This is a genomic window from Pseudoalteromonas sp. NZS71 (assembly GCF_015864715.1).
Lineage (GTDB): Bacteria > Pseudomonadota > Gammaproteobacteria > Enterobacterales > Alteromonadaceae > Pseudoalteromonas > Pseudoalteromonas arctica.
In genome coordinates this window covers 1-24,454 of sequence record NZ_JADYWS010000032.1, presented here as the reverse complement: position 1 = coordinate 24,454, position 24,454 = coordinate 1, and the positions used below count along the sequence as shown (strand labels likewise).

Sequence of the window (24,454 nt, the reverse complement as noted above, 5' to 3'; positions counted from 1 at the left end):
TTATTGCTCCTTTTTAAGCGCTGCGAGCCAAGACCCGAGCGCTTCGCGCTCTGTGTCTGTCATCTTGGTCATATTAGCCAGAGGCATATCTTTGGTTATTACGGCGCGGGTATGCACAAGTACTTGCGACTTTTTTACCTGTTCAATTGAATCAAGTTTAAAGCCAAGTGGCGCTGTTTGAAAAAGCTCAGAGGTAGGTGTTTCACTGTGGCACTGCGTACAGTGTTTGCTGATTATATCCCACGCTTGTGCGTCGGTAATACTTGCTTGTAAAGGCGCGCTTTCGCCTGCATTTGGTGTACTGGGCCAAGGTGCTATTGCTAGCATAAGGGCAAAAAATGCTGCAATACCACTTATAAGTACTGAAGGTTTATTAACGCCTTGATGTTTTAAGTTAAAGTAATGGCGTATCCACATACCAATACCAAACAGCGTAATTAAAATAAGCCAGCCAAAGTTGTGGCTATACGTGTAAGGAAAGTGATTGCTAAGCATAATAAATACCACAGGTAACGTGGCGTAGTTATTATGAATAGAACACAGCTTTGCCTTTAAACCTGGCGTTGAGTCAGGGATTCTACCAGCTTCTACTTCACTTACCATATAGCGTTGCCCTGGCATAATAATGTGATACACATTACCAACCATACACGTGCCAATAAGCGCACCTACATGAATATACACAGCGCGGTCGCTAAATAGTTGATCAACCCCATAAGTCCACAGAGCTAATAAACCAATAACCACAGCAATAAACGCTTTACCGTTTTCAACGAGCGGGGTTTTACATAATAAACGATAAACACCATAGCCTAAGCCAATAAAACCAAGGGATGCGCCAATAGCTGCAAATTTACTTAGCTCACTTTTGCTGTTATCAATTAAATACACATCGGCGCCAACATAATAAAGTAGGCTAAATAGTAATATACCGGTGATCCACGTTGTGTAGGCTTCCCACTTAAACCAATGCAGGGTGTGGGGCATTTGTTCAGGGCCATTTTGATACTTAGCCACTTCGTAAAAGCCACCGCCATGCACAGCCCATAAATCGCCTTTTATGCCTTTATCTATTTTCCACTGCGGTGGTGTTTGTAGGTTGTTATCAAGCCAAGCAAAGTAAAAAGAGGCACCAATCCAAGCTATACCAGCAATAACATGAAAATAACGCAGTACTAGATGAGCAAGCTCAAAAAAATAGTTTTCCATAGTTTAAGCCTCTTCTAATACCGGTGAGCGGGTGTCTGAAAATTGATTGTTATCATCGCGCTTATACACACTTTTACCCATAATGTAGGTTTGCTCAACGCAGCGGTCGTCGCCTAACATCATCATTGCAAACAGTTTTTCATGCAGGGTTTTGGCATGCTGTATTCTAAATTTTAAAAATGGGGTTGCTGAACAATCCATTACAATAAAATCGGCTTCACAACCGGCTTCAAAATTACCAATTGTCCCTTCTAAATCAAGTGCGCGTGCACCGCCTAAAGTCGCTAAATACAGCCCTTTAAATGCTGAAAACTTTTGACCTTGTAATTGCTGAATTTTGTACGCTTCGTTACCTGTTTGTAGCATAGAAAAGCTTGTTCCTGCGCCTACATCGGTACCCATGCCTACGTTTATGCCGTGCTCTTCACAGGCTTTTAAATTTAAAAGTCCTGATCCTAAAAATAGGTTTGAGGTAGGGCAGTGCGATATTGCCGCATTGTTATCGGCAAGGCAGCAAAGCTCGCGCTCAGATAAATGAATACTATGGGCAAATACTGAGCGTTTACGTACCATTTTTGCTTGCTCGTACACGCCTAAGTAATCTTCGGCTTCTGGAAATAGCCCTTTTACCCATTCGCACTCGTCTTTGTTTTCTGATAGATGGGTGTGCAGGTAGGTGTCTGGGTATTCTTCAAGTAACTGAGTGCATTTTTGTAATTGTTCTGGGGTTGATGTGGGGGCAAAACGCGGCGTAACTGCGTAGCTTAGCCTGTCAACATTGTGCCATTTTTTTATTAGGGCTTTAGATTCGTCATAGCTTGTTTGCGCGCAATCAGATAAGTCGCCAGGGCAGTTACGATCCATCATTACTTTACCGGCAATCATGCGTAAATTGCGTTTTTGTGATTCTTTAAAAAATGCATCAACCGATTGCGGGTGCACAGTGCCAAATACAAGAGCAGTGGTTGTGCCGTTGCGCAGCAGCTCGTCTAAAAATCGATTAGAGATCTCTTTTGAATAATGCTTACACGTAAACTTTTTCTCTGTCGGAAACGCATACTCGGTTAGCCAACTTAGCAGTTGCTCGCCGTACGCACCCACCATTTCGGTTTGTGGTAAGTGTATGTGGGTGTCTATCATACCTGGCATAACGAGTTTGCCATCGTGGCGGATAACACGCGCTGATTTATCAATTGTTGGCAGTATGTCGTACTCGTAACCAAGTTTAACTACTTTGCCGTGCTTGATAACTAATGCGCCTTTTTCAAAAAAACGATGGGCGCTTTCGCCAGCAATGGCAGGGTCGTCAACAAAGTCGAGTATATCAGCACAAACTACTGTTAAGTTATTATTGTTCTGTGTGCTCATAGTTAGCTACCTCTGTATGTAGAGTAGCCATACGGGCTAAGCAACAATGGGATATGATGATGTTTAGTATCTTGTAATCTAAACGTTATTTGCGCCTCTGGGTAAAACGCAGGGGTAGGTTGATTTTGGTAATAACTATCTAAATCAAATACTAGCTTATAGGTTGCAAATTCTACTTCTGTATTTAGCCAGCCGGTAATTCGCCCATCGGTATCGGTTGTGCCTTGGGTTAGTTGTACCCATTCGTTATTTGTAAGTTTAAATAGCTTAACAGCAACGTTTGCCGCAGGTTTTCCGGTGCTGGTATCAAGTATATGGGTGGTTATAGGGCTTTTGTTCATACCTTTATTCATAGCAGTGACTCCAATCTTATTTTTGTTATTTTGGCTTGTTCGCTTGCGGCTATATTTAGCTCTGTACTGCGGGTGTTGTGTATGCGCTGCTCTATGAGTTCAAGCATTTGGTCGGCTGTTTTACCGGTGGCGCACACTATAAAAATAAAGCCAAACTTGTTCAGGTACTCTTTATTAAGGGCAATCATTTTGGTAAGTACGGTTTCGTTTGCTTTGCTCATACCTGATTGTTCATGCCCCGCTTTTTGTGCGGTGGCAGCGTATTTTTTGCTAAGGGTTGATAAGTCGCCTATTTGCGGGTGGCCTTCAAAGGCAGCTAAATAGTCGCTCTCGCCAAGGCTATCCCATATGCTTTTTGCGCATTCAAACAGCTGCTGAGCACTTTTAAATGGTATTGCTTTTACCATGCCCGCCACCCAGTTAGGGGCCGCGCAGCAATGCTCAAGTGCTTGTTTTGCTTGTGCATCATTTAGCGTATTTATTTGTAAACTGCTCATGCGTCTATTTCCTCCTGCGTGGTGCTAATTAAGGCATTTTTTAGTGTGCGCCATTGCAAGCCTTGGCGTTTTGGCGCTTGGCTTTGCATAGCCTGATAAAGGCCAATTAGCTGTCCACTAATCGAAATAGCCACTTCCATTGGTAATTTGCCCGTAATGTTTTTAAGCCCAACAGGGCAGGTCACTTGTTGTATTTGATCGGCTGTAAAATCGCGATGGGCTAGGCGTTGCTTAAAACGTTTTGCTTTAGTGTCAGAGCCAATAACGCCCAGCCAATTGGCATCAGCGCGTTTAATAATGGCTTGGGTGAGTGCAAAGTCGAGCTGGTGGTTATGGGTAAGTATTAAGTAGTTATTAGCTTTAGGCGCACGTTTTACTTGCTCTGTTGGCTCTTCATCAACCACTTTTACTACGTTATTTGGAATAGCTTGTGGGAATACATCGACGCGGCTATCTATCCAGCGTATGCGCATAGGCAGCTGTGCCAATATACCAACAAGCGCCTGTGCTACGTGGCCTGCGCCATAAATGTCGAGGGTAAAGCGCTTGCATTGCATGCATTCAAGCATAACGGTGGCAGCGCCGCCGCAGCACTGGCCTAAATTTGCACCTAGGTTAAATTGCTCTATTACTTGGGCGGCTTCGCCTTTGGCAAGTAGTTCGCGGGCTTTTTCTATTACTACGTACTCAAGATGGCCGCCGCCAAGGGTGTCGTAAATATGCTCGCCGCTTATTACCATTTTAGAGCCTGTGCCGCGTGGGGTTGAGCCATTGGTGCCAAGTACCGTGGCAATTACATAGTTAGTGCCGCTTTGTTCGTGCTCGTTTATAGCCTGCGCCCAATTTTGCGTATGAAAACCCTGAAACGACTCATTTAAATTAGTCATGTTGATGCTCCTTAAACCAGCTCGCGGTTTGCTCAATTGCACTCAATACTCGCTCTGGGGTTGCAGGTGTATCCAGTGGGGCGGTGTATTTGCAATCAGCCACACTGCTTATTGCATTACGAATAGCGCTCCATACACTAAAGGCCAACATAAATGGCGGCTCGCCTACGGCTTTTGATCTAAACACGGTGGTTTCTGGATTTGCTGAGTTATAAAGATTGACGTTAAATTCGGCAGGGGTATCGCCAATGGCTGGTATTTTGTAGTTGGCTGGGCCAAAGCTTGCAAGCTGGCCTTTATCATTCCATTGTAAGTCTTCGGTTGTTAGCCAGCCCATGCCTTGCACAAAGGCACCTTCAATTTGCCCTATATCAAGTGCTGGATTAATTGAACTGCCTACATCGTGCAGTATATCAACGCGGGTTACCGTGTTTTCGCCGGTTAGGGTATCTACTTCTACTTCGCTGAGTGCTACGCCGTGAGCGTAGTAAAAAAATGGCCGGCCTTCGCCTTTGGCTCTGTCGTAATGAATTTTTGGTGTGGCGTAATAACCGGTAGATGAAAGCGATATACGATTCATGTAAGCAAGGTTTGCAAGTTCGCTAAAGCTAATTCCCCCTTTACTAAAAGTAATGAGGTTATCTTTAAATACAACAGTGTTGCTGTCTACTTCAAAGTGCTCGGTAATAAAATTAATTAAGCGCTCTTTTATTGTGTTTACTGCATTTAGCGCCGCCATGCCGTTTAAGTCGGTACCACTTGAGGCAGCTGTTGGCGAGGTGTTTGGCACTTTGTCGGTACGCGTAGCACTAATACTTACCGCGTTAAAATCGACCCCAAAGCCATGGGCCACAATTTGCGCAATTTTGGTGTTTAGCCCTTGGCCCATTTCGGTGCCGCCGTGGTTTAAATGTATAGAGCCATCGCTATATACATGTACGAGTGCACCAGCTTGGTTTAAATGTTGTACCGTAAACGAAATACCGTATTTAACCGGCGTCATCGCAAGGCCTTTTTTTATAATAGGTGACGATACGTTAAATGCTTTAATAGCCTCTTTACGTGCCCAGTAATCACCCGACACCTCAAGCTGAGCAATCATATCTTTTAAAATATGTTGCTCTACGGTTTGATGGTACGGCGTGGTATCGCGGCCTTTTTTATATAAATTGAGTTTTCTAATTTCAAGCGGATCTTTACCTAATTTGGCGGCTATATCGTCCATTATTAGCTCGCCCATAATCATTCCTTGCGGGCCACCAAATCCTCTAAATGCGGTATGGCTTACGGTATTTACTTTACAGCGATTACCCTTAATTGTGGCGGCTGGGTAGTAGTAGGCGTTATCGGCATGAAACATGGCTCGGTCTACAATTGCATCAGATAAATCTGGCGAGTAGCCACAAAACCCATTTACGGTAATGTCGGCACCTTTTATTAAGCCATTTTCATCAAAACCAACATGGTATTGATTATAAAAAGGGTGGCGCTTACCGGTTAATTTAAAATCGTCGCTGCGGGCTAGGCGCATTTTTACTGCGCAGCCAAGGTGGTAAACCGCAAGAGCTGCAAGGCATGCCCATGGTGCGCCTTGGGTTTCTTTGCCGCCAAAAGCACCGCCCATACGCCGGGTTTCTACGTTTACAAAGCTAAATGGCTTTTTTAAAATTTTAGCAACTAAGTGCTGCACCTCAGTAGGGTGTTGCGTAGAGCACTGAACATGAATGCCCCCGTCGTTATCAGGTTGCGCCAGCGCTATTTGGCCTTCTAAATAAAAGTGTTCTTGCCCGCCTATGCTTATTTCGCCTTTAAGCTGGTGGGCTGCGTTATTAATGGCGTTTTCGCTGTTACCACGGTTAAGTGAATGGGGCGGCCTTACCCAGTGCTCTTTGCTAATGGCTTCTTTAATATCAAGTATGGGTGTAGTTTGCTCGCACTCAATAACCACTAAGCGTGCAGCGCGACGCGCTATGGCGTAGCTGTCGGCAACGACAATTAATACAGGTTGCCCGTGGTATTGAATCTCATGGCTAGTGAGTAATACATCACCAGGAAATACCGGGCCAATATCTAATTTACCCGGTACATCTTCCGCCGATAAAATACGTTTAACGCCTTCAACTGCCAGTGCGAGACTTGTATCAATTGATTTAATAAAGCCACTTGTAACAGGGGCGAGCACTGGGTAGGCATGCAGGCAGCCGTAAGGCTCAGGATTATCGTCAGCAAAATTTGCACTGCCACAAACTTGTTTAATAGCGCTTTCGTGATATTTCGATTGCCCAACGCTACCACCTTGCGCTTTTAGTTTATCCATTTCAAAGTGACGCATGTGAGATCCTCGTAATGGCAATGTTGTTATTGTTGCGTGCTTGCGGCTCACAAAACTCAATACCAATGCGTTGTAATAAGTTTTTGCTTACCGTAGTGCGATAATGTGCACTGCTTCTTACATCGCTCATGGGTGTAAAGTCATCGTTAATAGCCGTTGCTGCATCTATAAAGCTACTTACTTGTAATGATTGAGATATCAGCTTTTGCTCAATATGCTGCGCGCGCTTAGGAATAGCAGCCATACCGCCCATAGCGCAGCGGGCTTGAGTAATCATGTTTTGTGAATGCTCTATAGCAAGTACCAAACACACGGTAGATATATCGTCTTCAAAGCGTTTTGATATTTTATGACACGCCAGTTTTAGCGACTCTGGGCGCTTTGGGATGGTGAACTTACTTATTACTTCATCGCTTTTAAGCACTGTTTTTTTGTAATCAATAAAGTAGTCGGCAACTTTAATAGTGCGCGTACCAGCGCTGCTTAATAAATCCATTGATGCATTAAGAGCGATTAAAAGGGGAGCTGGATCGCCAATCGGAGAGGCATTCCCTATGCTGCCACCGAGTGTGCCGCTGTTACGTACTTGGCTTGATCCTAAGCGTTCAAATAGCTCTTTTGACTCTGGGTAATGGTTATAAAATACCTCAACAAATTGGCTATAAGGTAGTGCTGCACCAATGTGTAGCTCACCGTTATTATCTGCCAAGGTGCAAAGCTCCTTTACTTGGCTAAGGGAGATAATTACATCTGGTAAGAGCATGTTTTGGCTAAGCTCAATGGCAAAGTCGGTGCCACCAGCAACTAAATGTGCATAAGGATAAAGCGCTTTTAGCTCAACAAGTTGTTGGGCAGTTTGTGGTAAGTAAAATTTGCGAGGACCATTTTTTAAAAATGGAATATCGTCATCATATTGCGTATTAAGTGATGCTTTAAATTGAGCGGCCATTGCTGAGTAAGGTTCAGCTTTACGCTCATAGCTATAGGCTTTTTCGGCTGCAAGTAATATAGGGCTATAACCTGTACAACGGCATAAGTTACCGCCAAGTGCATGAATAACCGCTTTTTTACCAGGGTACGTTGGCTCATTAATATAAAGAGCCAACAAACTCATTATTATACCGGGCGTGCAAAAACCACATTGCGAACCATGGCACTCCACCAGTGCACGTTGTACGGGGTGTAAATCGGTTAAGTTTGGGTATAAGCCAGTAGTCACAGCCTCTACCGTTACTATATGTTTTGCATGCGCATTACCTAATAACAATAAACAGCTGTTCATTGTTTTGTATTGCCAACTAGTTTGCCCGTTTGCATTTATACGCTCTTCACCCACTAAAATTGTGCACGCACCACAGTCGCCAGTTGCACATCCTTCTTTGGTGCCCACTTTCCCTTTTTTGGTGCGAAGCCAGTCCAAAATGGTGAGACTTGGCGAACATTCTTGTACTTCAATTGGCGTGTTATTTAATAAAAATTGAATCACACAGACCTCCTTAATTTTTATAAAGCCCTGATACATAAAGGCTTGGCGTATGTTTTTTCTTGTTGTTTGCGCACGGGTAAGAAAAATACTTTTTCATCTTGGTAAGTATATTGCAGTTACCATGCCATTGTTGACCGGTTGGTCAGTTGATGTTTTGAGTAGGCTAAATTGCTCATTAAGTACAAATAGGCCCTAATAATGAATAATAAATACCGCCTTACTATGCAGGGAATGACAAAGCAGTATCCCGGATGTATAGCCAATAATGACGTAACCTTAAAAATTAAGCATGGTGAAGTGCATGCCTTATTAGGTGAAAACGGTGCAGGTAAAAGCACATTAATGAAAATGCTTTATGGTGTGGTTAAACCTGACCAAGGGGACATGTTTTTCAACGGCCGTATAATGAATATAAAAGAGCCTGCTGATGCGCGTGATTTAGGCATTGGAATGGTGTTTCAGCATTTTTCGTTATTTGAAACACTTACGGTCGCCCAAAATATTGAACTAGCGTTAGGTGATTTAGCAGGGCATAGCAGCACGCTTGCGGGTCGAATTACAAAAACATCAACACGTTATGGTATGCCATTAGACCCCCATAGACTGGTATCAACACTTTCAACTGGCGAGCGCCAACGAGTAGAAATTGTTAGATGCTTATTATTAGATATTCAGTTACTTATTTTAGACGAACCCACTTCAGTACTGACTCCACAAGAAGTCGATGCATTATTTAAAACCCTAAAGTCACTTAAAAAAGAAGGCTGCTCTGTGCTGTTTATTAGCCATAAACTGCACGAAGTGATTGAGTTATGTGACAGTGCGACCATTTTGAGAGGCGGGAAAGTAAGCGGGCATTGTATTCCTAAAAACGAAACTAGTGAGTCAATTGCCAGGCTGATGGTAGGCGACAACACGCCAATCAGTAACCAAACTCGCAGAGCTTTGGGGGCTGCGGATTTTTTAACCGTTAATAATCTAACCACCGCCGCACAAGCGTTATTTGAAACACCCCTTAAAAATATTAACTTTGCAGTACAGCAAGGCGAAATAGTGGGGATTGCGGGTGTTGCTGGCAACGGACAAGAAGAGTTATTAAAAGTGCTTTCGGGGGAGCAAATTCAAGCTAGTAGCAGCGCCATCAAATTTAAAAATACCGTTGTTGATGCACTGTGCCCGCTAAAAAGGCGCCGCCTTGGGCTTGCATGTGTGCCAGAGGACAGGCTTGGGCGGGGAGCCGTGCCCACTATGGATTTAGCACAAAATGCACTGCTTACTAGTTTTGATAATGGGCTGGTTAAAAATGGCTTTTTAGTAAAACAAAAAATTACTGAGTTTGCTAATAAAATCATTACAAAATACAAGGTTAAAACGCCAAGTTTTCGCACTCATGCAGCAAGTCTTTCGGGCGGTAATTTACAAAAATTTATTATTGGTCGGGAGGTAGAGCAAAGCCCAAAACTACTCGTTATGTCGCACCCTACTTGGGGAGTAGATATAGGCGCACAAGTGGCGATACATGAAGCTATTTTAAAGCTTCGCGACGAAGGGTGTGCGGTACTCGTTATTTCAGAAGATTTAGATGAACTTTATAAAATTTGCGACCGCATTGGCGCAATTTGTGATGGCAAACTGTCTCCTATTTTAAATACCGATACCGTACCGCTTGTGCAGTTAGGGCAGTGGATGGCTGGCGACTTTAGCGATGTTTTTAATAACCAGCCTAAAGTACACACACCACAAGGGGCACTCGCATGATTAAGTTAGAACCACGTGTTGAACGCTCACCGGCTTGGAGTTATCTCTCTCCTGTTTTAGCTATTTTACTCACATTAATAACCGGTTACGTGGTGTTTGCCTTATTAGGGCATGATCCTCTAAATGCCCTGTATACATTGCTTATAGCACCTGTTGCCGATTGGTATGGTGTAACTGAGCTACTTGTAATGACCATTCCTATTTTGCTATGCGCCTATGGCTTAGCGCTTTGTTATAGAGCATCGGTTTGGAATATAGGCGCAGAAGGGCAACTGCTTATTGGTGGTGTATGTGCAAGTGCTGTAGCCGTTAACTTTGTTGATTCAACAAGTGCTTTTGCAATGCCACTTACATTACTCGCTGGTATTGCAGGTGGGATGTTGTGGGCGGGGCTTGCTGCTTTTATGAAGCTGCGTTTAAACACCAATGAAATTTTAGTCACCATAATGCTCAACTACATAGCAGTAAATGTATTGCTGTGGGCTGTTCATGGGCCACTCAAAGATCCTCACGGTTATAACTTTCCTGAAAGTGCATTGTTTGGCGATAGTACGTTATTACCTGTTTTATTCGACGGTACTCGATTGCACTTAGGCCTGGCGTTTGCGTTATTAGCGCTATGCGCCACATGGGTTTTTATTAGTAAAACCTTTATAGGTTTTCAAATACAAGTACTTGGGCTTGATGCATCCGCGGCCAAAATGGCGGGTTACAAGCGAGCATTATTAATTGCCGGAGTGCTAGTTATTAGCGGGGGCTTGGCGGGGCTTGCTGGAGCGGGAGAAGTAGCTGGGCCTATTGGGCAGTTGGTTCCGCAAATATCACCCGGTTATGGCTATGCCGCCATTATTGTTGCTTTTTTAGGGCGACTCCACCCAGTAGGAATTACGTTTGCGGGCTTATTAATGGGGCTTATTTATATGGGAGGTGAACTTGCGCAAATTAACATGGGATTACCTAACGCTATAACCGGTATTTTTCAGGGGTTAATGCTGTTTTATTTACTCTCGTGCGATGTGCTTATTACTTATCGCCTTAGATTTTCGCTGCCATTTAAACAACAAAAAGCGCAGCCAATACATATTGCACAGGAGTCTTAAATCATGGAATTAGATGTAATTACTAATATTTTATACGCCACTATTCGTACAGGCACCCCCTTATTGCTGGTGGCGCTGGGTGAAATGGTATGCGAAAAAAGCGGCACCTTAAATTTAGGGCAAGAAGGCATGATGCTACTTGGCGCAGTGGCAGGGTTTATAACTATGTACCAATGCGACAACCTATTTATTGGTTTTACGGTAGCAGCTTTGGTCGGGGTTATGGCCTCACTTATTTTTGCTTTTGTAGCACTTAATTTAAATGCTAGCCAAGTAGCGGCAGGTTTAGCGCTGACTATTTTTGGTACAGGCCTTTCGGCATTTTTAGGGGCCGACTATGAAGGAAAAACCATTAACGCGTTACCTACTTTATCAATTGCAGGGTTTGAGCATATTCCGGTTTTAGGCAAAGCGCTATTTTCGCAAGACGCCATTGTGTATTTAAGTTGGGGTTTAGTGTTTGGTGCGTATTTGTTTTTTAAATACCACAGAGCAGGCCTTGCAGTACGAGCTATTGGCGAAAACCCAAGTGTGGGTAATAACTTAGGATTACCTGTAATGCGTACACGTTATTTAGCCGTTATGTTTGGCGGCGCACTGGCTGGCATTGCGGGCGCATATTTATCGTTGGCTTATACACCACTTTGGACTCAAAACATGACGGCAGGGCGAGGTTGGATAGCCCTTGCTTTAGTGGTGTTTGCAAGCTGGCGTATTGAGCGCGTAATGCTTGGCGCTTATTTATTTGGCTTTGCCAGCATTATGCACTTAGTGGCACAGGCTTTTGGGTGGGCTGTGGAGTCTAACTTACTGGCCATGTTGCCTTATGGTGCAACGCTTATCGTACTGATTATGCTCAGTAAAAATAAACAAAAATTAAAAATGTACGAACCCATGTGGCTAGGTAAGCCTTGGCACAAGGGTCATTAAATTAATTACAAAATCAATAAGGTAAATCACCTGCTTCAACAGGATATTAAAAATATAACACGGAGAATAACAATGAAAAAACTTATAACGGCACTCGGGGTTGCATTGAGCTTAGGCATAAGCGCATCAGCTATTGCAAAAGATAGCGTAAAAGTTGGCTTTGTATATGTAAGCCCCATAGGTGAAGCTGGTTGGACTTATACACATGACTCTAGCCGCCACTACCTAGAAGAAAAGTTTGGCGACAAAATAGAAACCACTTTTGTCGAAAGCGTACCAGAAGGGGCCGATGCAGAGCGTGTTATTACGCAACTGGCTAAAAGCGGGCACGATTTAATATTTACCACGTCGTTTGGCTACATGAACCCAACACTTAAAGTGGCTAAACGATTTCCTAATGTAAAGTTTGAGCATGCTACAGGTTATAAACGCGCAAAAAACGTAAGCACTTACTTTGATCGCATTTACGAAGGACGCTACCTAACAGGTGTTATTGCAGGGCACATGAGTAAAACCGACAGCATTGGTTATATTGCTGCGTTTCCTATTCCGGAGGTAATACGCGGTATAAATGCATTTACGCTTGGCTTGCGCTCAGTAAAGCCTAATGCAAAAGTAAAAGTAGTGTGGGTTAATAGCTGGTTTGATCCGGGTAAAGAGCGCGAAGCTGCCGATAGCCTAATAGATCAAGGCGTTGATATTATTACCCAACATACTGATTCGCCTGCACCACTGCAAGCTGCGCAAGCCGCTGGTATTTACGCTATTGGCTACCACTCAGATATGAGCGGATACGGTAAAAAAGCGCATTTAACGGCAGCGGTTCATCACTGGGATGAATTTTATGCAGAGCGCGTACAGCAAGTACTTGACGATAAATGGCAATCGCAAGATATATGGAAAGGGATAGACACTGGCATGACGCGCTTAGCACCACTGAGTAAAGATATTCCTGCCAATGTTGTAGCTGAAATAGACGCACTTAGTGCAAAAATTGCTAATGGCGAGTTTCATCCATTTACTGGGCCAATAAAAAATCAGCAAGGTGAGCTGGTTACAAAAGCTGGGCAGACTATTGATGATAAGACCTTACTCGGCATGGACTTTTACGTTGAAGGCGTAGAAGGGCAGCTTAAATAAACGCAGACGTATTTGAATTAAAATAGGGCTGGGCGTTAATACCTTGCCCAAGTTTAAGCGCTAAAAGGATATTGACCATGTCAAACCAAGAAGCTATTTCAGAAGACATAATTTACGCGGTAGATGATAAACCAGGGCTAACTGAATCATTTTTTGCTGCACTACAGCACGTACTCGCAAGCTTTGTAGGCATTATTACACCCACACTTATTATTGGTGGGGTGCTTGGCCTAGCTGCTGAAATACCATATTTAATTAGTATGGCGTTGTTTGTATCGGGTGTTGGTACGTTTATACAAGCGCGCAGAGTAGGGCCTGTTGGTTCTGGACTTATATGTGTGCAAGGCACCAGTTTTGCTTTTTTAGGCACTATTTTGGCCACAGGCTTTACTGTTAAAGCTACGGGTGGCAATAACGATGAAGTACTCGCTACTATTTTTGCTGTGTGTTTTTTAGCGGCCTTTGTAGAGATATTTATTAGTTTTTTTATAGAAAAACTCGGCAAAGTAATTAAGCCTGTTGTTACCGGCGTGGTTATTACCACTATAGGCGTCTACCTTATAAAAGTGGGTATGACCGACATAGGCGGCGGCCAGTGGCTATTAACTAATAAGCCTGACGAGTTTGCCTCACCAAGTAACCTAATTGTTGGTTTTTCGGTTGTTGCTTTAGTGGTGCTGCTTAATGCAAGTAAAAATCAATGGGTAAGGCTAACTGCCGTGGTTGTAGCCATGATAGTAGGTTGGATACTGGCCGTTATATTAGGAATAGCCAAATTTGAAGTCGGCGAGTTTGATTTAATCGCCATGCCAATACCGTTTAAGTACGGTTTTAGTGTAGATTTTGGTGCGCTTATAGCCTTTGGCTTTTTATACCTTATTACTGCAATTGAATCGACAGGCGATATTACTGCCAATTGTGCTGTTTCTAAGTTACCTGTTAGAGGGCCTACTTACTTAGCACGCATACGCGGTGGTATTCTAGGTGATGGCGTTAACTCGATGATTGCGGCCTTATTTAACACTTTTCCAAATACTACTTTTAGTCAAAACAACGGGGTTATTCAGCTAACAGGTGTTGCCAGCAGGTACATAGGCCTGTGGATCGGCGGTATTTTAATCATCCTTGGTTTGTTTCCTGTGATTGGCGCTGTATTACAAAATATACCTAAACCCGTTTTGGGCGGTGCAACGCTTGTAATGTTTGGCACCGTAGCAGCCGCAGGGGTCAAAATACTAGCCAGCGAAAAAATAAATCGCAGAAGCTTACTTATTATTGCGGTGAGTTTGGGACTAGGGCTAGGTGTTAGTTTTGTACCAGAGTTGTTTACAAACGCACCTAAGTTGGTTACTGCCATATTCGGTAGCGCAGTGACGGTGTCGGGTATCACCGCAATAATAATGACGTTGGTACTACCAGAAAATTACTCAGCAAGTACGGATCATCTTAACTAAACTAAGATTCATAAAAATAAAGGAATTAAAATGAACACTAAAACAATAAAAAAACTAGCACTTATAACTGCAATTACAATGTGCTCAACAGGTGTTTCGGCTAAAGAGCTTTGGTCTGATTTTAGTATTACCGCAATGAAAGGGGCCGACTACCTAGAGCCATTTTCAGGGGAGGAAGACGATAGAAGTGTTGTTACTATAGAACATGCGTCGGGACATACTTGGGGTAGTACGTTCTTTTTTATGGATAGACTAAGTAATCCTGATGAAGTGTACGGTGAGTTAAACATAAACCCAACCCTTTACAAGCCACAAAACAGCTTTGTTAAAGAGGTGTTTTTAGGCCTACAAACAGAGTATGGCTCGGGAGATACGAATCAAAATAACTATTTATTAGGGGGCGGTGTATCACTTGATGTACCTGGCTTTCAATATTTTAATGTGGCTTATTATCGTCGTTTTCAAGATGATATAGGCATTCAACGTGAAGATAATAACCAAATAACAGTCACGTGGGGCTATAACAAAGGTAACTTTAGATACGATGGCTTTTTAGATATTGTAGATAGCACCGACACAATGTTTGGTAAAAGTGAAGGCGGCTTTAACTTTACCTCACAGATTAAATACAATATTGCACCTATGCTCGGCTTCGATACCACTCGTCTTGATGTTGGTATTGAGTATGTTTATTGGAAAAATAAATTTGGTGTAGATGGTCAAACCGAACATAATCCAAACTTGCTAGTTAAATGGCATTTTTAACAGCAAATTGAATGGTATTTAATTAATAATTAAAGGCTACTTTTTAGTAGCTTTTTTATTTGATAATCTTAAATAATTGAATAGCTTAAATTAGTTGTGTTAGATTACTTTTTAATAACGCTATATGGATTTTTTCATGGACTCTGAAATAGATTTTTCTACCTACACTTTAGATGAGCTTTACTCATCAGCGAGAGCTATAGATCGCGAAGCCTACCCAGATCGAGCAAAAGAAATAGACGACTTAATTAAAACGCGAGAAACACAGAGCCCATCTGAAAATATTGTATCAAAAGTAGCAGGAGAAAAAGCAACGCGCTCAGATAGGCTAGTGGCTGCTATTGTTGATGGCGTTTTAGGTGTTGTTTGTTTTATACCTGTATTCATGCTCGTAGGGTTTGATAATTTAAGCCAACCAACACTTACTTTATCTGCAGGTTTGCTAGGTTATGGCATATTAAGCACGTTAGTGCTTCATGGTTACCTTATGTACCAACGCGGACAAACAATTGGTAAATCTTTAATGTCTATCCGTATTGAAAATTTAGACGGTACACAAGCAAGCTTTACTACAATTTACTTTAAACGCATGCTTTCTATGCAACTATTATCACTTGTCCCTTCGGTAGGTCAGTTTATAGCTGGTTTTGTTAATCCATTATTTATATTTGGAAAAGATAAACGATGTTTACATGATCATTTAGCGGGAACAAAAGTGAGTTATGTAGATTAATCAGGATATTAATTATGGCAGCTTTGCCTAGGCAAAAAAAATGACCTGGATTTAAGTTTGATTAGCAAAAGTTACAAAATGGCGTATTTCACTAAATTGTTAATATAATTAAAAAAACCTTACCGATTTTTTTTGACTAGTAACTAAGGATGATTATGAAATACAACACACAGCTAATTTTAGCACTAGCGGCTTCTTTAATTTGTTATTCAACATATATATTATTCATTGGTTTTCTTACCGCAGCGAAAATCAATGAGGTGATACATGAGAATGTTTATAAAAACAAACGAGTTTGATAAACTGTCAAGGCGTTACGCATGTATTAAATGTGGTACCTGGGTGAGCATAAAAGCCCAAAGCTGTAAGCAGTGCCAGCATAGTTTTACCGATAATGATAAAAGCTCAATGCAAACACTCTATAATCAAAATAAAGAGCAAAACTGGCAACATACAATATTGCCTATTATTTTTGTGATATTGGTAATAGCTTTATTGCTCATTTAATTTTTGCTTAAGATTTGAAAGTGCTCGACTGCAACTCTGTAACAAAACCTCTCTGTGCTTTAACGTGTAAAAACTACCCATAATTAAAATAATTACTCTTGTTAAGCCTTCTCTAAATATCACATAGCTAATGCATTTTAAAACACGAAATAAGTTTATAAATTTCAATCACTTAAATTATAAATTCATTTGTGTTTACTCACTTTTTTGGCACGTAAGTTGATACAACTCCTAATAAACTTTAAAAAGGAATTACCATGACTGCTGAATACTTTATGGTACTAGGGTTACTCGGTGTCGCATTTTTTGCTGTTGCAGGGGCATTGCTTGGGTATGAAAAAAACATTAGTGGCTTTGGCGTAGTAGTGGTGGCAACCGTTACAGCATTAGGGGGCGGTACCCTCAGAGATATACTTTTAAACAAACCGGTATTTTGGATTGCTACCCCGGAGTATTTATATTCAACCTATGGGGCTGTTATAGCAACAATTGCATTTATTCGATACTTACCGCGTGTTAATAATTACTACTTTTTATTAGTAGACGCTGTTGGTATGGCGCTATTTAATATTATGGGGATAGAAAAAGCACTCATTAATGGCTCTGGCATGGTGGTCGCAATTACCATGGGCATTACTACAGGTATATTTGGTGGTTTAATACGTGACGTAATTTGCCGTGAGGTACCAACTGTTATGCGCAGCGAACCTTACGCCTCTGCGTGTTTAGCGGGTGGTGCAGTTTATGCTGCTTTATTTAGCCTTAATGTAGATTACATTTGGTGTATTTTAGGCTCATTTTTCACGACTATTTTTTTAAGATTAGGCTCTTTGCATTGGGGTTGGCATTTAACTATTTTCAGAAAAAAAGACTTCAGAGATCAAAGCGACTAATCTTAGCTACGAGTAGCCCGCGTTTGCATGTGGTATTCGTAAATATCCTCATCCGTTATAGTAAAACCCAGCCGCTTATAAAGTTCTAATGCTGGGTTGTTTTTAAGTACTGTGAGTTTAATCGGTTTTGACTGCGCACTTGTAATAACTTGTTCAATAACCGCTTTCCCATACCCTTTATTTTGATGCAGTGGATGTATTTGTAATTGCATTATTTCAACGTGTTGAGCGTGCGTTTGGTATTTTAAAGCACCAATTGGTACCTCATTTATAACTATAAGATGGGAGCAGTCATATTGGTCATCAAGCCTTAAAACATGCTGTTGCTCAGTTATACCAATCCGCAATAATACTTAATCATTTTGCGGGGCTAAACGTGTCGCTACCTGCGTTAAAAAATGCTCATTTAGAACAACTAAATAGCGAATTTTTTGCCTAGCTATCAACACGTTTTTCCAGCCTCAAAATAGATCACTTAATTAAGCGAATTGGTATTAAAAATAACCCGGCATTTTCTAAGTGTTCAACCATAGTCAGTTTTCTGAGGCTTAATAAGTAGTCTCGGTCTGAATATGCTGCCTTTATAAATTTAAAAACCATAGTGCTCCCTTGCAACAGCCTTAATGTTTATATTTGTAGAACGAACCAAAATAAGTGCGCAGTATTAAATGTGTAAGCCAAGCTAACAAAGGCAATACTACCAATACCCAAGTGCTTTCCACCAAAGCCCGCCAATAATTCCCCATACACTTAAATTAATAACGCTCATTATAAGGCCCATTACCCACCAGTCTTTTAACGATACATAGCCTGAGCCAAACACTATGGGAGAGGTGCCTGTTGCGTAATGCGTTAACGACATCATGAGTGATGAAGCGCCAGCTAACAGTAAACCTAAAAATAAAGGCGGAGCGCCAAGCGCCAAACCTGCGGCGTAAAATGCGGCAAACATAGCAGTAATATGTGCTGTGGTACTGGCAAAAAAGTAATGAGCGTAAAAATACACAGCTACCAATATAATGGCCGATACAATCCAGTCAAAGCCCAGTTGCGCAATATTGCTCTCAACAAGTGTTGAAAACCACGTTACCAAACCTAGTTTATTTAAAAAAGTGGCCATCATTACTAATGCTGAAAACCAAACAACGGTATCCCACGCAGACTTTTCTTTAAGTACATCGTCCCAGCTTAATACACCAGTCACTAATAAAACCGACAAACCTAAAAAAGCCACTGCGGTTGTGTTAACCGCGTAGTCAGCCCCTAAAATCATTGCGGGTACGCCGGCCCATAAAACAAGCAGCATAGCAAAAACACCCACCATTATTTTTTCGCCGTAACTCATTGGGCCCATTTCAGTTAATTTAGATTCTGCATATTTTTTAGCGTCGGGCGTACTTTTAACTTCAGGTGGGTAAATGGCATAAACAACCAAAGGCACAAGGGCAATACATAGCAAACCAGGAACAAGCGCTGCCAGCGCCCATGTACTCCAAGTAATACTGATATTTGCACCGGTAGCATCAGCAATCAGCTTTACAATTAGAGGGTTTGGCGCAGTCGCCGTAATAAACATAGCTGATGTAATAGGGTTTATATGGTAGCTCACTAAAGCAAGGTAGTGCCCAATTTTACGAGATGTACCCTCCTCAGGGGACGAGCCAAAGCTTGTTGCTATCGACTTCATTATTGGGTGAATAATAGCGCCGCCTCGCGCGGTATTACTTGGCGTTACAGGCGCTATAACAAGTTCAGAAAGTGCGAGTGCGTAACCAATACCAACTGTTTTTTTACCAAAAAGAGAAATAAAATTATAGCCAATACGATTTCCCAAACCAGTTTTAGCTAAACCCCGAGAAATAATAATAGCAATACCAATCAACCAAATTAATGAATTAGAAAAGCCACTTAATGCATCTTTAATAGCGCCAGATGGGCTGTCATTAGTTACGCCAGTTAACGCAACAGAGGTAATAGCTAAAATAGCAATGGCGCCGATTGGCATTGCTTTACCAATAATGGCAACAACAGTACCAATAAATAAAGCTAACAAATGCCATGCGTTTTCGGTAACACCTTGCGGGGGCGGTACAGCAAACCAAAGTAGTAAAACAATGGCTATAGAAATCAGTCCAGAGGTAACTCGAATATCAGTACCCTTCATTAAAAATGTCCCTAAGTTTTAGAAATGCATGCATTCTGTGTATTGAAAAGGCGACGTTATTCTACTTCATTTTATAATAAAAAAAATGACGCACATCATATGAATATTAGACTTATTTAATTTTATTAATAAAGAGGTAATAAACCATAAACTAAAGTGATTGATTACATTACCCTATGAGAGCTTACGTTGTGCTTAATCAACTCTTATATTTTTAAGAGTTAGCTTGAATTGTTTTATCGACTAGCAAGGTCTTTGTAAGTCTTAACGAATACTTGGAAATACAATGAACTTAAAATTAACCAACAACGTGATTACTTTTTTATTAGCGAGTAGCTTTTTGTTACTTGGCTTGTCGTTTGCGTTAGGAGCAAACCCTAATACGTTAACGGCTACATTTAGCTTTTACGGCCTTGATTCGATAATGTCTGTATCTGCGTTAGGTTTAATTAGTGGCTCATTTATGATTGCCTTAGCGTTTGCCACCGTGCTCGCTCGTTTTAAACTAATGAAACCTACGCCAGCACTTTTACTTGCAGCAGTTATAAGTTTGGTTGCTTTATTTACCTTGTTTGCCAGTAACCGTTGGATGGCTCAACTTGGTGGCTTTCCAATCATTGGTAGCGGGCAGGGCATAATTAAATACTTTGCTGTAGTGCCTTTGTATTTGTTTTTATTTTATAAAGACAAACTTACCGACAAACAACACGTACTTTTAAACTTTATACCGGTTGCCATGGTTTTATTGTGGATTGGCGGCATGAAGTTTTATGAGTTTGAAGCAAAAGGCATTGTAAGTTTAGTAGAAACCTCACCGTTTATGTCATGGTTATACACGGTATTTAGCGTACAAGGTGCATCTAACGTGATTGGCGGGTTTGATGTATTATTTGTTGTGTTATTGGGATTAGGGCTATTTTTAAATAATAAAAAGCTAATTATTGTAAGTGGCTTAGCATGTTTAAGCGTATTTATGATGACCCAAACATTCTTAATTACCGCAACCGATGCATTTAGTTCTTCCACTTTATTGGAGCGCTTAGGGCAGTTTGTAATTAAAGATCTTTGGTATATAGCCAACCTTGTTGTTATTGCTTTTTTAATGATTTTTAAACCGGCTAAATAAAGAGGACGTCATGATCAGTTGCAACCAATACGACTACATCGAAATTGCCTGTATGCACCATTTAAGCATTGAGCTTATATTAAAAAATGGTGATGGTGTATGTGGCGTAGCAACTGACACAAAACGCAGTGCTAATAGAGACGAATGCATAGTTGTCAACGTAAATAGCGAGCTGCAACTCATTTGCTCACTACAATTAGTGTACTTAAAGCGCGTGAGAGAAATCCATACTTTGACCACGTGAACTTTGATGTAAAGTAAATACCTCACTCATTCGTTTTAATCATAAGCACCTCAGCGAGCCTGTATCATTAATATGTTAAGGCTCGCTTTATTTGGCCAATGCTTTAGCTCATATGTGCTAAATGCACAAAGCCAAAATTTTCCTATTACTTTTACCTCTGTTTTATAATCGAGTTTTTCCACCAGATAAGGCTAAACGCCAACTATTAAAGCGTATAACAATGCTAAACCTGTATAAGTAAGCCTCAATAAGCTTTTGTGTAGCGTTTGGTATTCGTACGTATGTTATTTATGGTTGTAAAGGTAGCTACATAAATAAAGCTCTATTTTTGTTTTGTCCAATAGCATTATTAAACACCGTTTTGGTGAAAAATAACAAAGGTATTTTTATAATATTATTAATAACTTGTTTACATTAAGGTCGTTTAGTGGAATTATTGAACACTGTAATATACGCCGTTTTGGAGTGTTATAACCTCCCAAAGTGGTGTTCGATAAGTTGTTATATGCCAAGGAGTTTTTAAATGGAATTTGAAATTTGGTACTTAGTCGTAGGTATTGCGATGCTACTCAATATAGTTGTTTCTATATTTTTGGTGCGCCGTGATGATTTGGAAACCTTTCAAAAAGGTGCGCAAATATTTATTGTATGGCTCATACCATTTGTAGGGGCGCTAGCTTTATGGATCTTTCATCGGAGTCAAGATGATCCGTTTACTAAGAGTAAAGGTCCAAATATTAGGTCATCACATGATTATACAGCTGGCGGTGATTAATATGGCATATAGCAAGCCAAGCCAGCGGGAATTTTACTCGCTGAAAAGCGCTCACAAAATCCCCTGCTTGGGGCGTTATATTTTTCAAGTTTAGAGTTTAATTTAATAAGGAAGTTGTTCATGTCGAATTCAGAACGTTCAAAAATGGCTATCAATTTAGATAAGGTTTACTGTCCAAAGTGCGATGAGAAAATGCCAGCTTTACGTATACCCGAAAATATTCAGCAATTAATGTGGGGTGGCTGGACTTGCCCAAAATGTGATTGCAAAATGGATAAGTTCGGTAAAGAAATAGTTGAGTAAATAAACATATAACAAGTCTAAACTCGCTTCTTAATGAAGCGTTATGTCACTACGTGAGAAGAGATGATGAACAAGGAAACTATAGGGAAATACGTCGCAGTTTTGGGATTATTGCTTTTCTGGGCACCACTTTGGGGAATTGTTGATTCGTATTTAATTATGTCCTCTTCATTTCAAGAGATAACGCTGTTTGGAAATAATGAACCTAAAATACCACAAGAAGAAATGTCATCAACAGCTTTGTCTACAGTAACAGGGTTCATCTTATTTTTAGTTGCGCTTTGCTTTTTAACATTTTCCGTTGTGGGCTTAAACTATCGAACTGAGTGGCTTTTTTGGGCACTAATAATATATTCAACATTGTTACTCTTCATGTTCCCTGTTGGTACAGTGCTAGGAGTAACTGTGCTGGCAGCGCTAGTTTTAAACAGGAAAAAATTTGGACTTGACGGTGACGCTATATAACAAAACCATTAACCGGATTAGTACAAGAGCGCCACAAATCGGTTATTGCAGGCGTTAGCTTTCTAAGAAGGTTTCGAGTTGAGAACAATATTTAGCTTTATTTTAGCCTCTTTAGTTGTTGCATTTTTAGCGCCAATGGCAATTGAAATGAAATTTACTATTATTCCTTTTGGTATATTTATTTGTACGTTAATAGTTGTTCTAATTTTGGTTCCAGTAACAGCATTTCCCATTTATAAATTTATCACTAAAAGTTGTGATTATTCGCTAAATACAGTGCTCAAATCTTCAGTTATATCTACTTGCTTAGTTTCTTTCTTTTTTGTTTTCCCTTCAGGTTTAGATAGCTCAATTATTAATGGTAAGGTATTGGTCGAAAATGGTTCAATTACGTTAATAGGTTATGGATATAGCTTTTTACAATTGTTTTTATTTTCTATAGTAGGTCTTGTTGCTGGTATTGTATTTTTCGTTTCAAAAATAGAGTTAAATAAAAGCTAAAGAGTTAGGATGAAATTCATTCTAACTTTACATAAATAATATTTTATATCAGTTGGTTAGGTTTTATTTGTGACGGTGCGTCACGCAAAAAGCTGAACTACAATGAAAGAAAGAGTAAAAAGCCAAACCACACTAAACTTTTCCGTAATAGCTTCCAAAACGCCAATTAAAACAACAGCTAACTCTTTTTATATTCCACGTGAAATACAGTAAAAGATTGAACCAAAATAGGAACTCAGCTATGGTTTGTTTATCAATAAAAACAAATAAAAAACGAGTTAATCTACAGGCTCGTTATAAGCCTATGCAGGCTCTGCAAAATCATATGGAAATTCGCAATATTTCCTGGGAGCAAACAATCCCGCTTCGACAAAGTGTTCTTTGGCCAAACAAGCCTCCTGAATATTGCCATGTTGTTGACGATCATGACGCAATGCATTTTGGTGCCTTTGTTAATGACGAGCTTGTTTGTGTTGCCTCCGTATACATAAAATCAGATAAAGCTCGCCTACGTAAGTTTGCTACTAAAACTGATTATCAAGGGCAAGGCATTGGCTCTCAAATGCTAAAGTTTATTCTTCACTCTCTTAATAATACGGTTGTAAATTTTTTTTGGTGTGATGCTAGAGAATCAGCTTTAAGTTTCTATCAGCGTTTCGGCATGCAGCCATACGGGGAACGTTTTTATAAGGCTGATGTTTCTTACTTTAAAATGGAAGTTGCTTTATAGTTAGTTTAAAGCGGCATATAACAACACGCGCTGAGGTGGGCAGCAAACGCTAAAAGTTAGGATGACACCCATTCTGACTTTTACGTCAATTATCAATGATAGCAGTGAGTTAGGTTACATCCATGAAAGTGCATCACGCAAAAGTCTGAGCTGTATTGACAAGATGAAAGTAGTAATTGGTAGCCCGATAGACGACAACAATTTTTATTAAAAAATGGTAAATAACTCGGCTTCATTGAGCCTAACTTCCTTTAAAATAAAAGCTGAATATTACCAACGTTATGATGATCCTCAACTGCTAGGTTTTTTCTGCTGCATCGCTTATTTTAACAAATATATTTTGCCCATCAGAGTAAAAAAACACCCACACCGAATTTTCCAGTAATTCCTTCCAAAACGTGAATTAAAACAACACCAAACTCTTTTAATATTCCACGTAAAATACAGTAAAAGATTGAACCAAAATAGGAACTCAGCTATGGTTTGTTTATCAATAAAAACAAATAAAAAACGAGCCAATCTATAGGCCCGTTATAAACCATAAGGAAGTGTCATGAAAAAAATATTTGTCGGAGCAATAATTCTGGTTAGTTCTAGTGTATTCGCTAACCCATATAAAAGTGGGTTCGTTGATGTTTCAATTCAAACACAAGAAGGTTGTAGTGGTACAGTAATTTTGGCCACCCATTAAGAAAGAAATGTTATGCTGATAAGCATACAAATTTGGGTGAAAA

General features: G+C 40.6%; 24 protein-coding genes and 1 pseudogene. 16 read left to right on the top strand and 9 right to left on the bottom strand.

Features of this window, described 5'->3' with window-relative positions; all coding sequences use genetic code 11:
• From I6E85_RS17815 to xdhA, 7 genes are read right to left on the bottom strand one after another with little or no spacing between them, the layout of a single operon-like run.
• Positions 1 to 1,209 carry a urate hydroxylase PuuD gene (locus I6E85_RS17815; RefSeq protein ID WP_197237197.1) on the bottom strand — a complete coding sequence of 403 codons (1,209 nt, stop codon included), beginning with the start codon at positions 1,207 to 1,209 and terminating at the stop codon, positions 1 to 3.
• Positions 1,210 to 1,212: 3 nt separating this feature from the next.
• Complete coding sequence (gene guaD, locus I6E85_RS17810) at positions 1,213 to 2,577, bottom strand: guanine deaminase (protein WP_024591984.1); 1,365 nt, start codon at positions 2,575 to 2,577, stop codon at positions 1,213 to 1,215.
• A 2-nt stretch (positions 2,578 to 2,579) separates the two neighbouring features.
• Complete coding sequence (uraH, locus tag I6E85_RS17805) at positions 2,580 to 2,930, bottom strand: hydroxyisourate hydrolase (protein ID WP_029769966.1); 351 nt, start codon at positions 2,928 to 2,930, stop codon at positions 2,580 to 2,582.
• Positions 2,927 to 3,427: a 2-oxo-4-hydroxy-4-carboxy-5-ureidoimidazoline decarboxylase gene (gene uraD, locus I6E85_RS17800; RefSeq protein WP_024591982.1), complete on the bottom strand. Its 501-nt coding sequence runs from the start codon at positions 3,425 to 3,427 to the stop codon at positions 2,927 to 2,929. Before uraD ends, uraH begins: the two co-directional genes overlap by 4 nt.
• Positions 3,424 to 4,314, bottom strand: coding sequence for a xanthine dehydrogenase accessory protein XdhC (xdhC, locus tag I6E85_RS17795; protein ID WP_024591981.1), 891 nt, complete (start codon positions 4,312 to 4,314; stop codon positions 3,424 to 3,426). Before xdhC ends, uraD begins: the two co-directional genes overlap by 4 nt.
• Positions 4,307 to 6,646: a xanthine dehydrogenase molybdopterin binding subunit gene (gene xdhB, locus I6E85_RS17790; RefSeq protein WP_024591980.1), complete on the bottom strand. Its 2,340-nt coding sequence runs from the start codon at positions 6,644 to 6,646 to the stop codon at positions 4,307 to 4,309. The genes xdhC and xdhB overlap by 8 nt, the downstream gene beginning before the upstream one ends.
• Positions 6,633 to 8,132: a xanthine dehydrogenase small subunit gene (gene xdhA, locus I6E85_RS17785; protein ID WP_197237196.1), complete on the bottom strand. Its 1,500-nt coding sequence runs from the start codon at positions 8,130 to 8,132 to the stop codon at positions 6,633 to 6,635. Before xdhA ends, xdhB begins: the two co-directional genes overlap by 14 nt.
• Before the next feature lie 198 nt (positions 8,133 to 8,330).
• Here xdhA and I6E85_RS17780 point away from each other — a divergent pair, with 198 nt between their 5' ends.
• The 8 genes from I6E85_RS17780 to I6E85_RS17745 all read left to right on the top strand — a co-directional run bounded on the left by I6E85_RS17780 (position 8,331) and on the right by I6E85_RS17745 (position 17,412).
• Positions 8,331 to 9,890 (top strand): ABC transporter ATP-binding protein, encoded by a 1,560-nt coding sequence (locus tag I6E85_RS17780; RefSeq protein ID WP_197237195.1) that lies wholly within the window; start codon positions 8,331 to 8,333, stop codon positions 9,888 to 9,890.
• Entirely contained in the window at positions 9,887 to 10,990 is a 1,104-nt protein-coding gene (locus I6E85_RS17775) for an ABC transporter permease (RefSeq protein WP_024591977.1), read from the top strand. The genes I6E85_RS17780 and I6E85_RS17775 overlap by 4 nt, the downstream gene beginning before the upstream one ends.
• A 3-nt stretch (positions 10,991 to 10,993) precedes the next feature.
• Positions 10,994 to 11,920 carry an ABC transporter permease gene (locus I6E85_RS17770; RefSeq protein WP_197237194.1) on the top strand — a complete coding sequence of 309 codons (927 nt, stop codon included), beginning with the start codon at positions 10,994 to 10,996 and terminating at the stop codon, positions 11,918 to 11,920.
• Between the two features lie 72 nt (positions 11,921 to 11,992).
• The gene (locus I6E85_RS17765; RefSeq protein WP_197237193.1) at positions 11,993 to 13,060 is read left to right on the top strand and encodes a BMP family ABC transporter substrate-binding protein; all 1,068 of its coding nucleotides are present in this window, start codon (positions 11,993 to 11,995) and stop codon (positions 13,058 to 13,060) included.
• A 77-nt stretch (positions 13,061 to 13,137) separates the two neighbouring features.
• Entirely contained in the window at positions 13,138 to 14,514 is a 1,377-nt protein-coding gene (locus I6E85_RS17760) for a uracil-xanthine permease family protein (RefSeq protein ID WP_024591975.1), read from the top strand.
• A 30-nt stretch (positions 14,515 to 14,544) separates the two neighbouring features.
• Positions 14,545 to 15,279, top strand: coding sequence for a DUF5020 family protein (locus tag I6E85_RS17755; protein ID WP_197237192.1), 735 nt, complete (start codon positions 14,545 to 14,547; stop codon positions 15,277 to 15,279).
• Between the two features lie 136 nt (positions 15,280 to 15,415).
• Positions 15,416 to 16,012 carry an RDD family protein gene (locus I6E85_RS17750; protein WP_024607225.1) on the top strand — a complete coding sequence of 199 codons (597 nt, stop codon included), beginning with the start codon at positions 15,416 to 15,418 and terminating at the stop codon, positions 16,010 to 16,012.
• 764 nt (positions 16,013 to 16,776) lie between these two features.
• Positions 16,777 to 17,412, top strand: a complete 636-nt coding sequence (locus I6E85_RS17745) for a trimeric intracellular cation channel family protein (protein ID WP_004334621.1) — start codon at positions 16,777 to 16,779, stop codon at positions 17,410 to 17,412.
• 2 nt (positions 17,413 to 17,414) lie between these two features.
• Here I6E85_RS17745 and I6E85_RS17740 read toward each other — a convergent pair whose 3' ends face one another.
• Both I6E85_RS17740 and I6E85_RS17735 read right to left on the bottom strand, forming a co-directional pair.
• Complete coding sequence (locus tag I6E85_RS17740; RefSeq protein WP_101163252.1) at positions 17,415 to 17,759, bottom strand: N-acetyltransferase; 345 nt, start codon at positions 17,757 to 17,759, stop codon at positions 17,415 to 17,417.
• 350 nt (positions 17,760 to 18,109) lie between these two features.
• On the bottom strand, positions 18,110 to 19,576 hold the full coding sequence (locus tag I6E85_RS17735) for a DASS family sodium-coupled anion symporter (protein ID WP_010553576.1): 1,467 nt from the start codon (positions 19,574 to 19,576) through the stop codon (positions 18,110 to 18,112).
• A 286-nt stretch (positions 19,577 to 19,862) separates the two neighbouring features.
• Here I6E85_RS17735 and I6E85_RS17730 point away from each other — a divergent pair, with 286 nt between their 5' ends.
• The 8 genes and pseudogenes from I6E85_RS17730 to I6E85_RS17695 all read left to right on the top strand — a co-directional run bounded on the left by I6E85_RS17730 (position 19,863) and on the right by I6E85_RS17695 (position 24,411).
• Positions 19,863 to 20,702, top strand: a complete 840-nt coding sequence (locus I6E85_RS17730; RefSeq protein WP_197237191.1) for a DUF417 family protein — start codon at positions 19,863 to 19,865, stop codon at positions 20,700 to 20,702.
• A 10-nt stretch (positions 20,703 to 20,712) separates the two neighbouring features.
• Positions 20,713 to 20,963, top strand: a pseudogene (locus I6E85_RS17725) (Rho-binding antiterminator).
• A 506-nt stretch (positions 20,964 to 21,469) separates the two neighbouring features.
• Complete coding sequence (locus I6E85_RS17720; protein WP_024591966.1) at positions 21,470 to 21,721, top strand: hypothetical protein; 252 nt, start codon at positions 21,470 to 21,472, stop codon at positions 21,719 to 21,721.
• A 120-nt stretch (positions 21,722 to 21,841) separates the two neighbouring features.
• Positions 21,842 to 22,024, top strand: a complete 183-nt coding sequence (locus tag I6E85_RS17715; protein ID WP_024591965.1) for a hypothetical protein — start codon at positions 21,842 to 21,844, stop codon at positions 22,022 to 22,024.
• A gap of 63 nt (positions 22,025 to 22,087) precedes the next feature.
• A complete protein-coding gene (locus tag I6E85_RS17710; RefSeq protein WP_231388465.1) occupies positions 22,088 to 22,489 on the top strand; it encodes a hypothetical protein in 402 nt (133 codons plus the stop codon).
• A 78-nt stretch (positions 22,490 to 22,567) separates the two neighbouring features.
• The gene (locus I6E85_RS17705; protein ID WP_024591963.1) at positions 22,568 to 22,990 is read left to right on the top strand and encodes a hypothetical protein; all 423 of its coding nucleotides are present in this window, start codon (positions 22,568 to 22,570) and stop codon (positions 22,988 to 22,990) included.
• A gap of 241 nt (positions 22,991 to 23,231) precedes the next feature.
• Entirely contained in the window at positions 23,232 to 23,720 is a 489-nt protein-coding gene (locus I6E85_RS17700) for a GNAT family N-acetyltransferase (RefSeq protein WP_197237190.1), read from the top strand.
• A gap of 553 nt (positions 23,721 to 24,273) precedes the next feature.
• Positions 24,274 to 24,411: a hypothetical protein gene (locus I6E85_RS17695; RefSeq protein WP_197237189.1), complete on the top strand. Its 138-nt coding sequence runs from the start codon at positions 24,274 to 24,276 to the stop codon at positions 24,409 to 24,411.
• Positions 24,412 to 24,454: the final 43 nt, after the last annotated feature.

Excerpts from the sequence above, each read along its gene's own strand:
- I6E85_RS17815 (WP_197237197.1), bottom strand. The coding sequence starts at position 1,209 with ATGGAAAACTATTTTTTTGAGCTTGCTCATCTAGTACTGCGTTATTTT.
- guaD (WP_024591984.1), bottom strand. The coding sequence starts at position 2,577 with ATGAGCACACAGAACAATAATAACTTAACAGTAGTTTGTGCTGATATA.
- uraH (WP_029769966.1), bottom strand. The coding sequence starts at position 2,930 with ATGAATAAAGGTATGAACAAAAGCCCTATAACCACCCATATACTTGAT.
- uraD (WP_024591982.1), bottom strand. The coding sequence starts at position 3,427 with ATGAGCAGTTTACAAATAAATACGCTAAATGATGCACAAGCAAAACAA.
- xdhC (WP_024591981.1), bottom strand. The coding sequence starts at position 4,314 with ATGACTAATTTAAATGAGTCGTTTCAGGGTTTTCATACGCAAAATTGG.
- xdhB (WP_024591980.1), bottom strand. The coding sequence starts at position 6,646 with ATGCGTCACTTTGAAATGGATAAACTAAAAGCGCAAGGTGGTAGCGTT.
- I6E85_RS17780 (WP_197237195.1), top strand. The coding sequence starts at position 8,331 with ATGAATAATAAATACCGCCTTACTATGCAGGGAATGACAAAGCAGTAT.
- I6E85_RS17775 (WP_024591977.1), top strand. The coding sequence starts at position 9,887 with ATGATTAAGTTAGAACCACGTGTTGAACGCTCACCGGCTTGGAGTTAT.
- I6E85_RS17770 (WP_197237194.1), top strand. The coding sequence starts at position 10,994 with ATGGAATTAGATGTAATTACTAATATTTTATACGCCACTATTCGTACA.
- I6E85_RS17765 (WP_197237193.1), top strand. The coding sequence starts at position 11,993 with ATGAAAAAACTTATAACGGCACTCGGGGTTGCATTGAGCTTAGGCATA.
- I6E85_RS17760 (WP_024591975.1), top strand. The coding sequence starts at position 13,138 with ATGTCAAACCAAGAAGCTATTTCAGAAGACATAATTTACGCGGTAGAT.
- I6E85_RS17755 (WP_197237192.1), top strand. The coding sequence starts at position 14,545 with ATGAACACTAAAACAATAAAAAAACTAGCACTTATAACTGCAATTACA.
- I6E85_RS17750 (WP_024607225.1), top strand. The coding sequence starts at position 15,416 with ATGGACTCTGAAATAGATTTTTCTACCTACACTTTAGATGAGCTTTAC.
- I6E85_RS17745 (WP_004334621.1), top strand. The coding sequence starts at position 16,777 with ATGACTGCTGAATACTTTATGGTACTAGGGTTACTCGGTGTCGCATTT.
- I6E85_RS17735 (WP_010553576.1), bottom strand. The coding sequence starts at position 19,576 with ATGAAGGGTACTGATATTCGAGTTACCTCTGGACTGATTTCTATAGCC.
- I6E85_RS17730 (WP_197237191.1), top strand. The coding sequence starts at position 19,863 with ATGAACTTAAAATTAACCAACAACGTGATTACTTTTTTATTAGCGAGT.
- I6E85_RS17720 (WP_024591966.1), top strand. The coding sequence starts at position 21,470 with ATGGAATTTGAAATTTGGTACTTAGTCGTAGGTATTGCGATGCTACTC.
- I6E85_RS17715 (WP_024591965.1), top strand. The coding sequence starts at position 21,842 with ATGTCGAATTCAGAACGTTCAAAAATGGCTATCAATTTAGATAAGGTT.
- I6E85_RS17710 (WP_231388465.1), top strand. The coding sequence starts at position 22,088 with ATGATGAACAAGGAAACTATAGGGAAATACGTCGCAGTTTTGGGATTA.
- I6E85_RS17700 (WP_197237190.1), top strand. The coding sequence starts at position 23,232 with ATGGTTTGTTTATCAATAAAAACAAATAAAAAACGAGTTAATCTACAG.
- I6E85_RS17695 (WP_197237189.1), top strand. The coding sequence starts at position 24,274 with ATGAAAAAAATATTTGTCGGAGCAATAATTCTGGTTAGTTCTAGTGTA.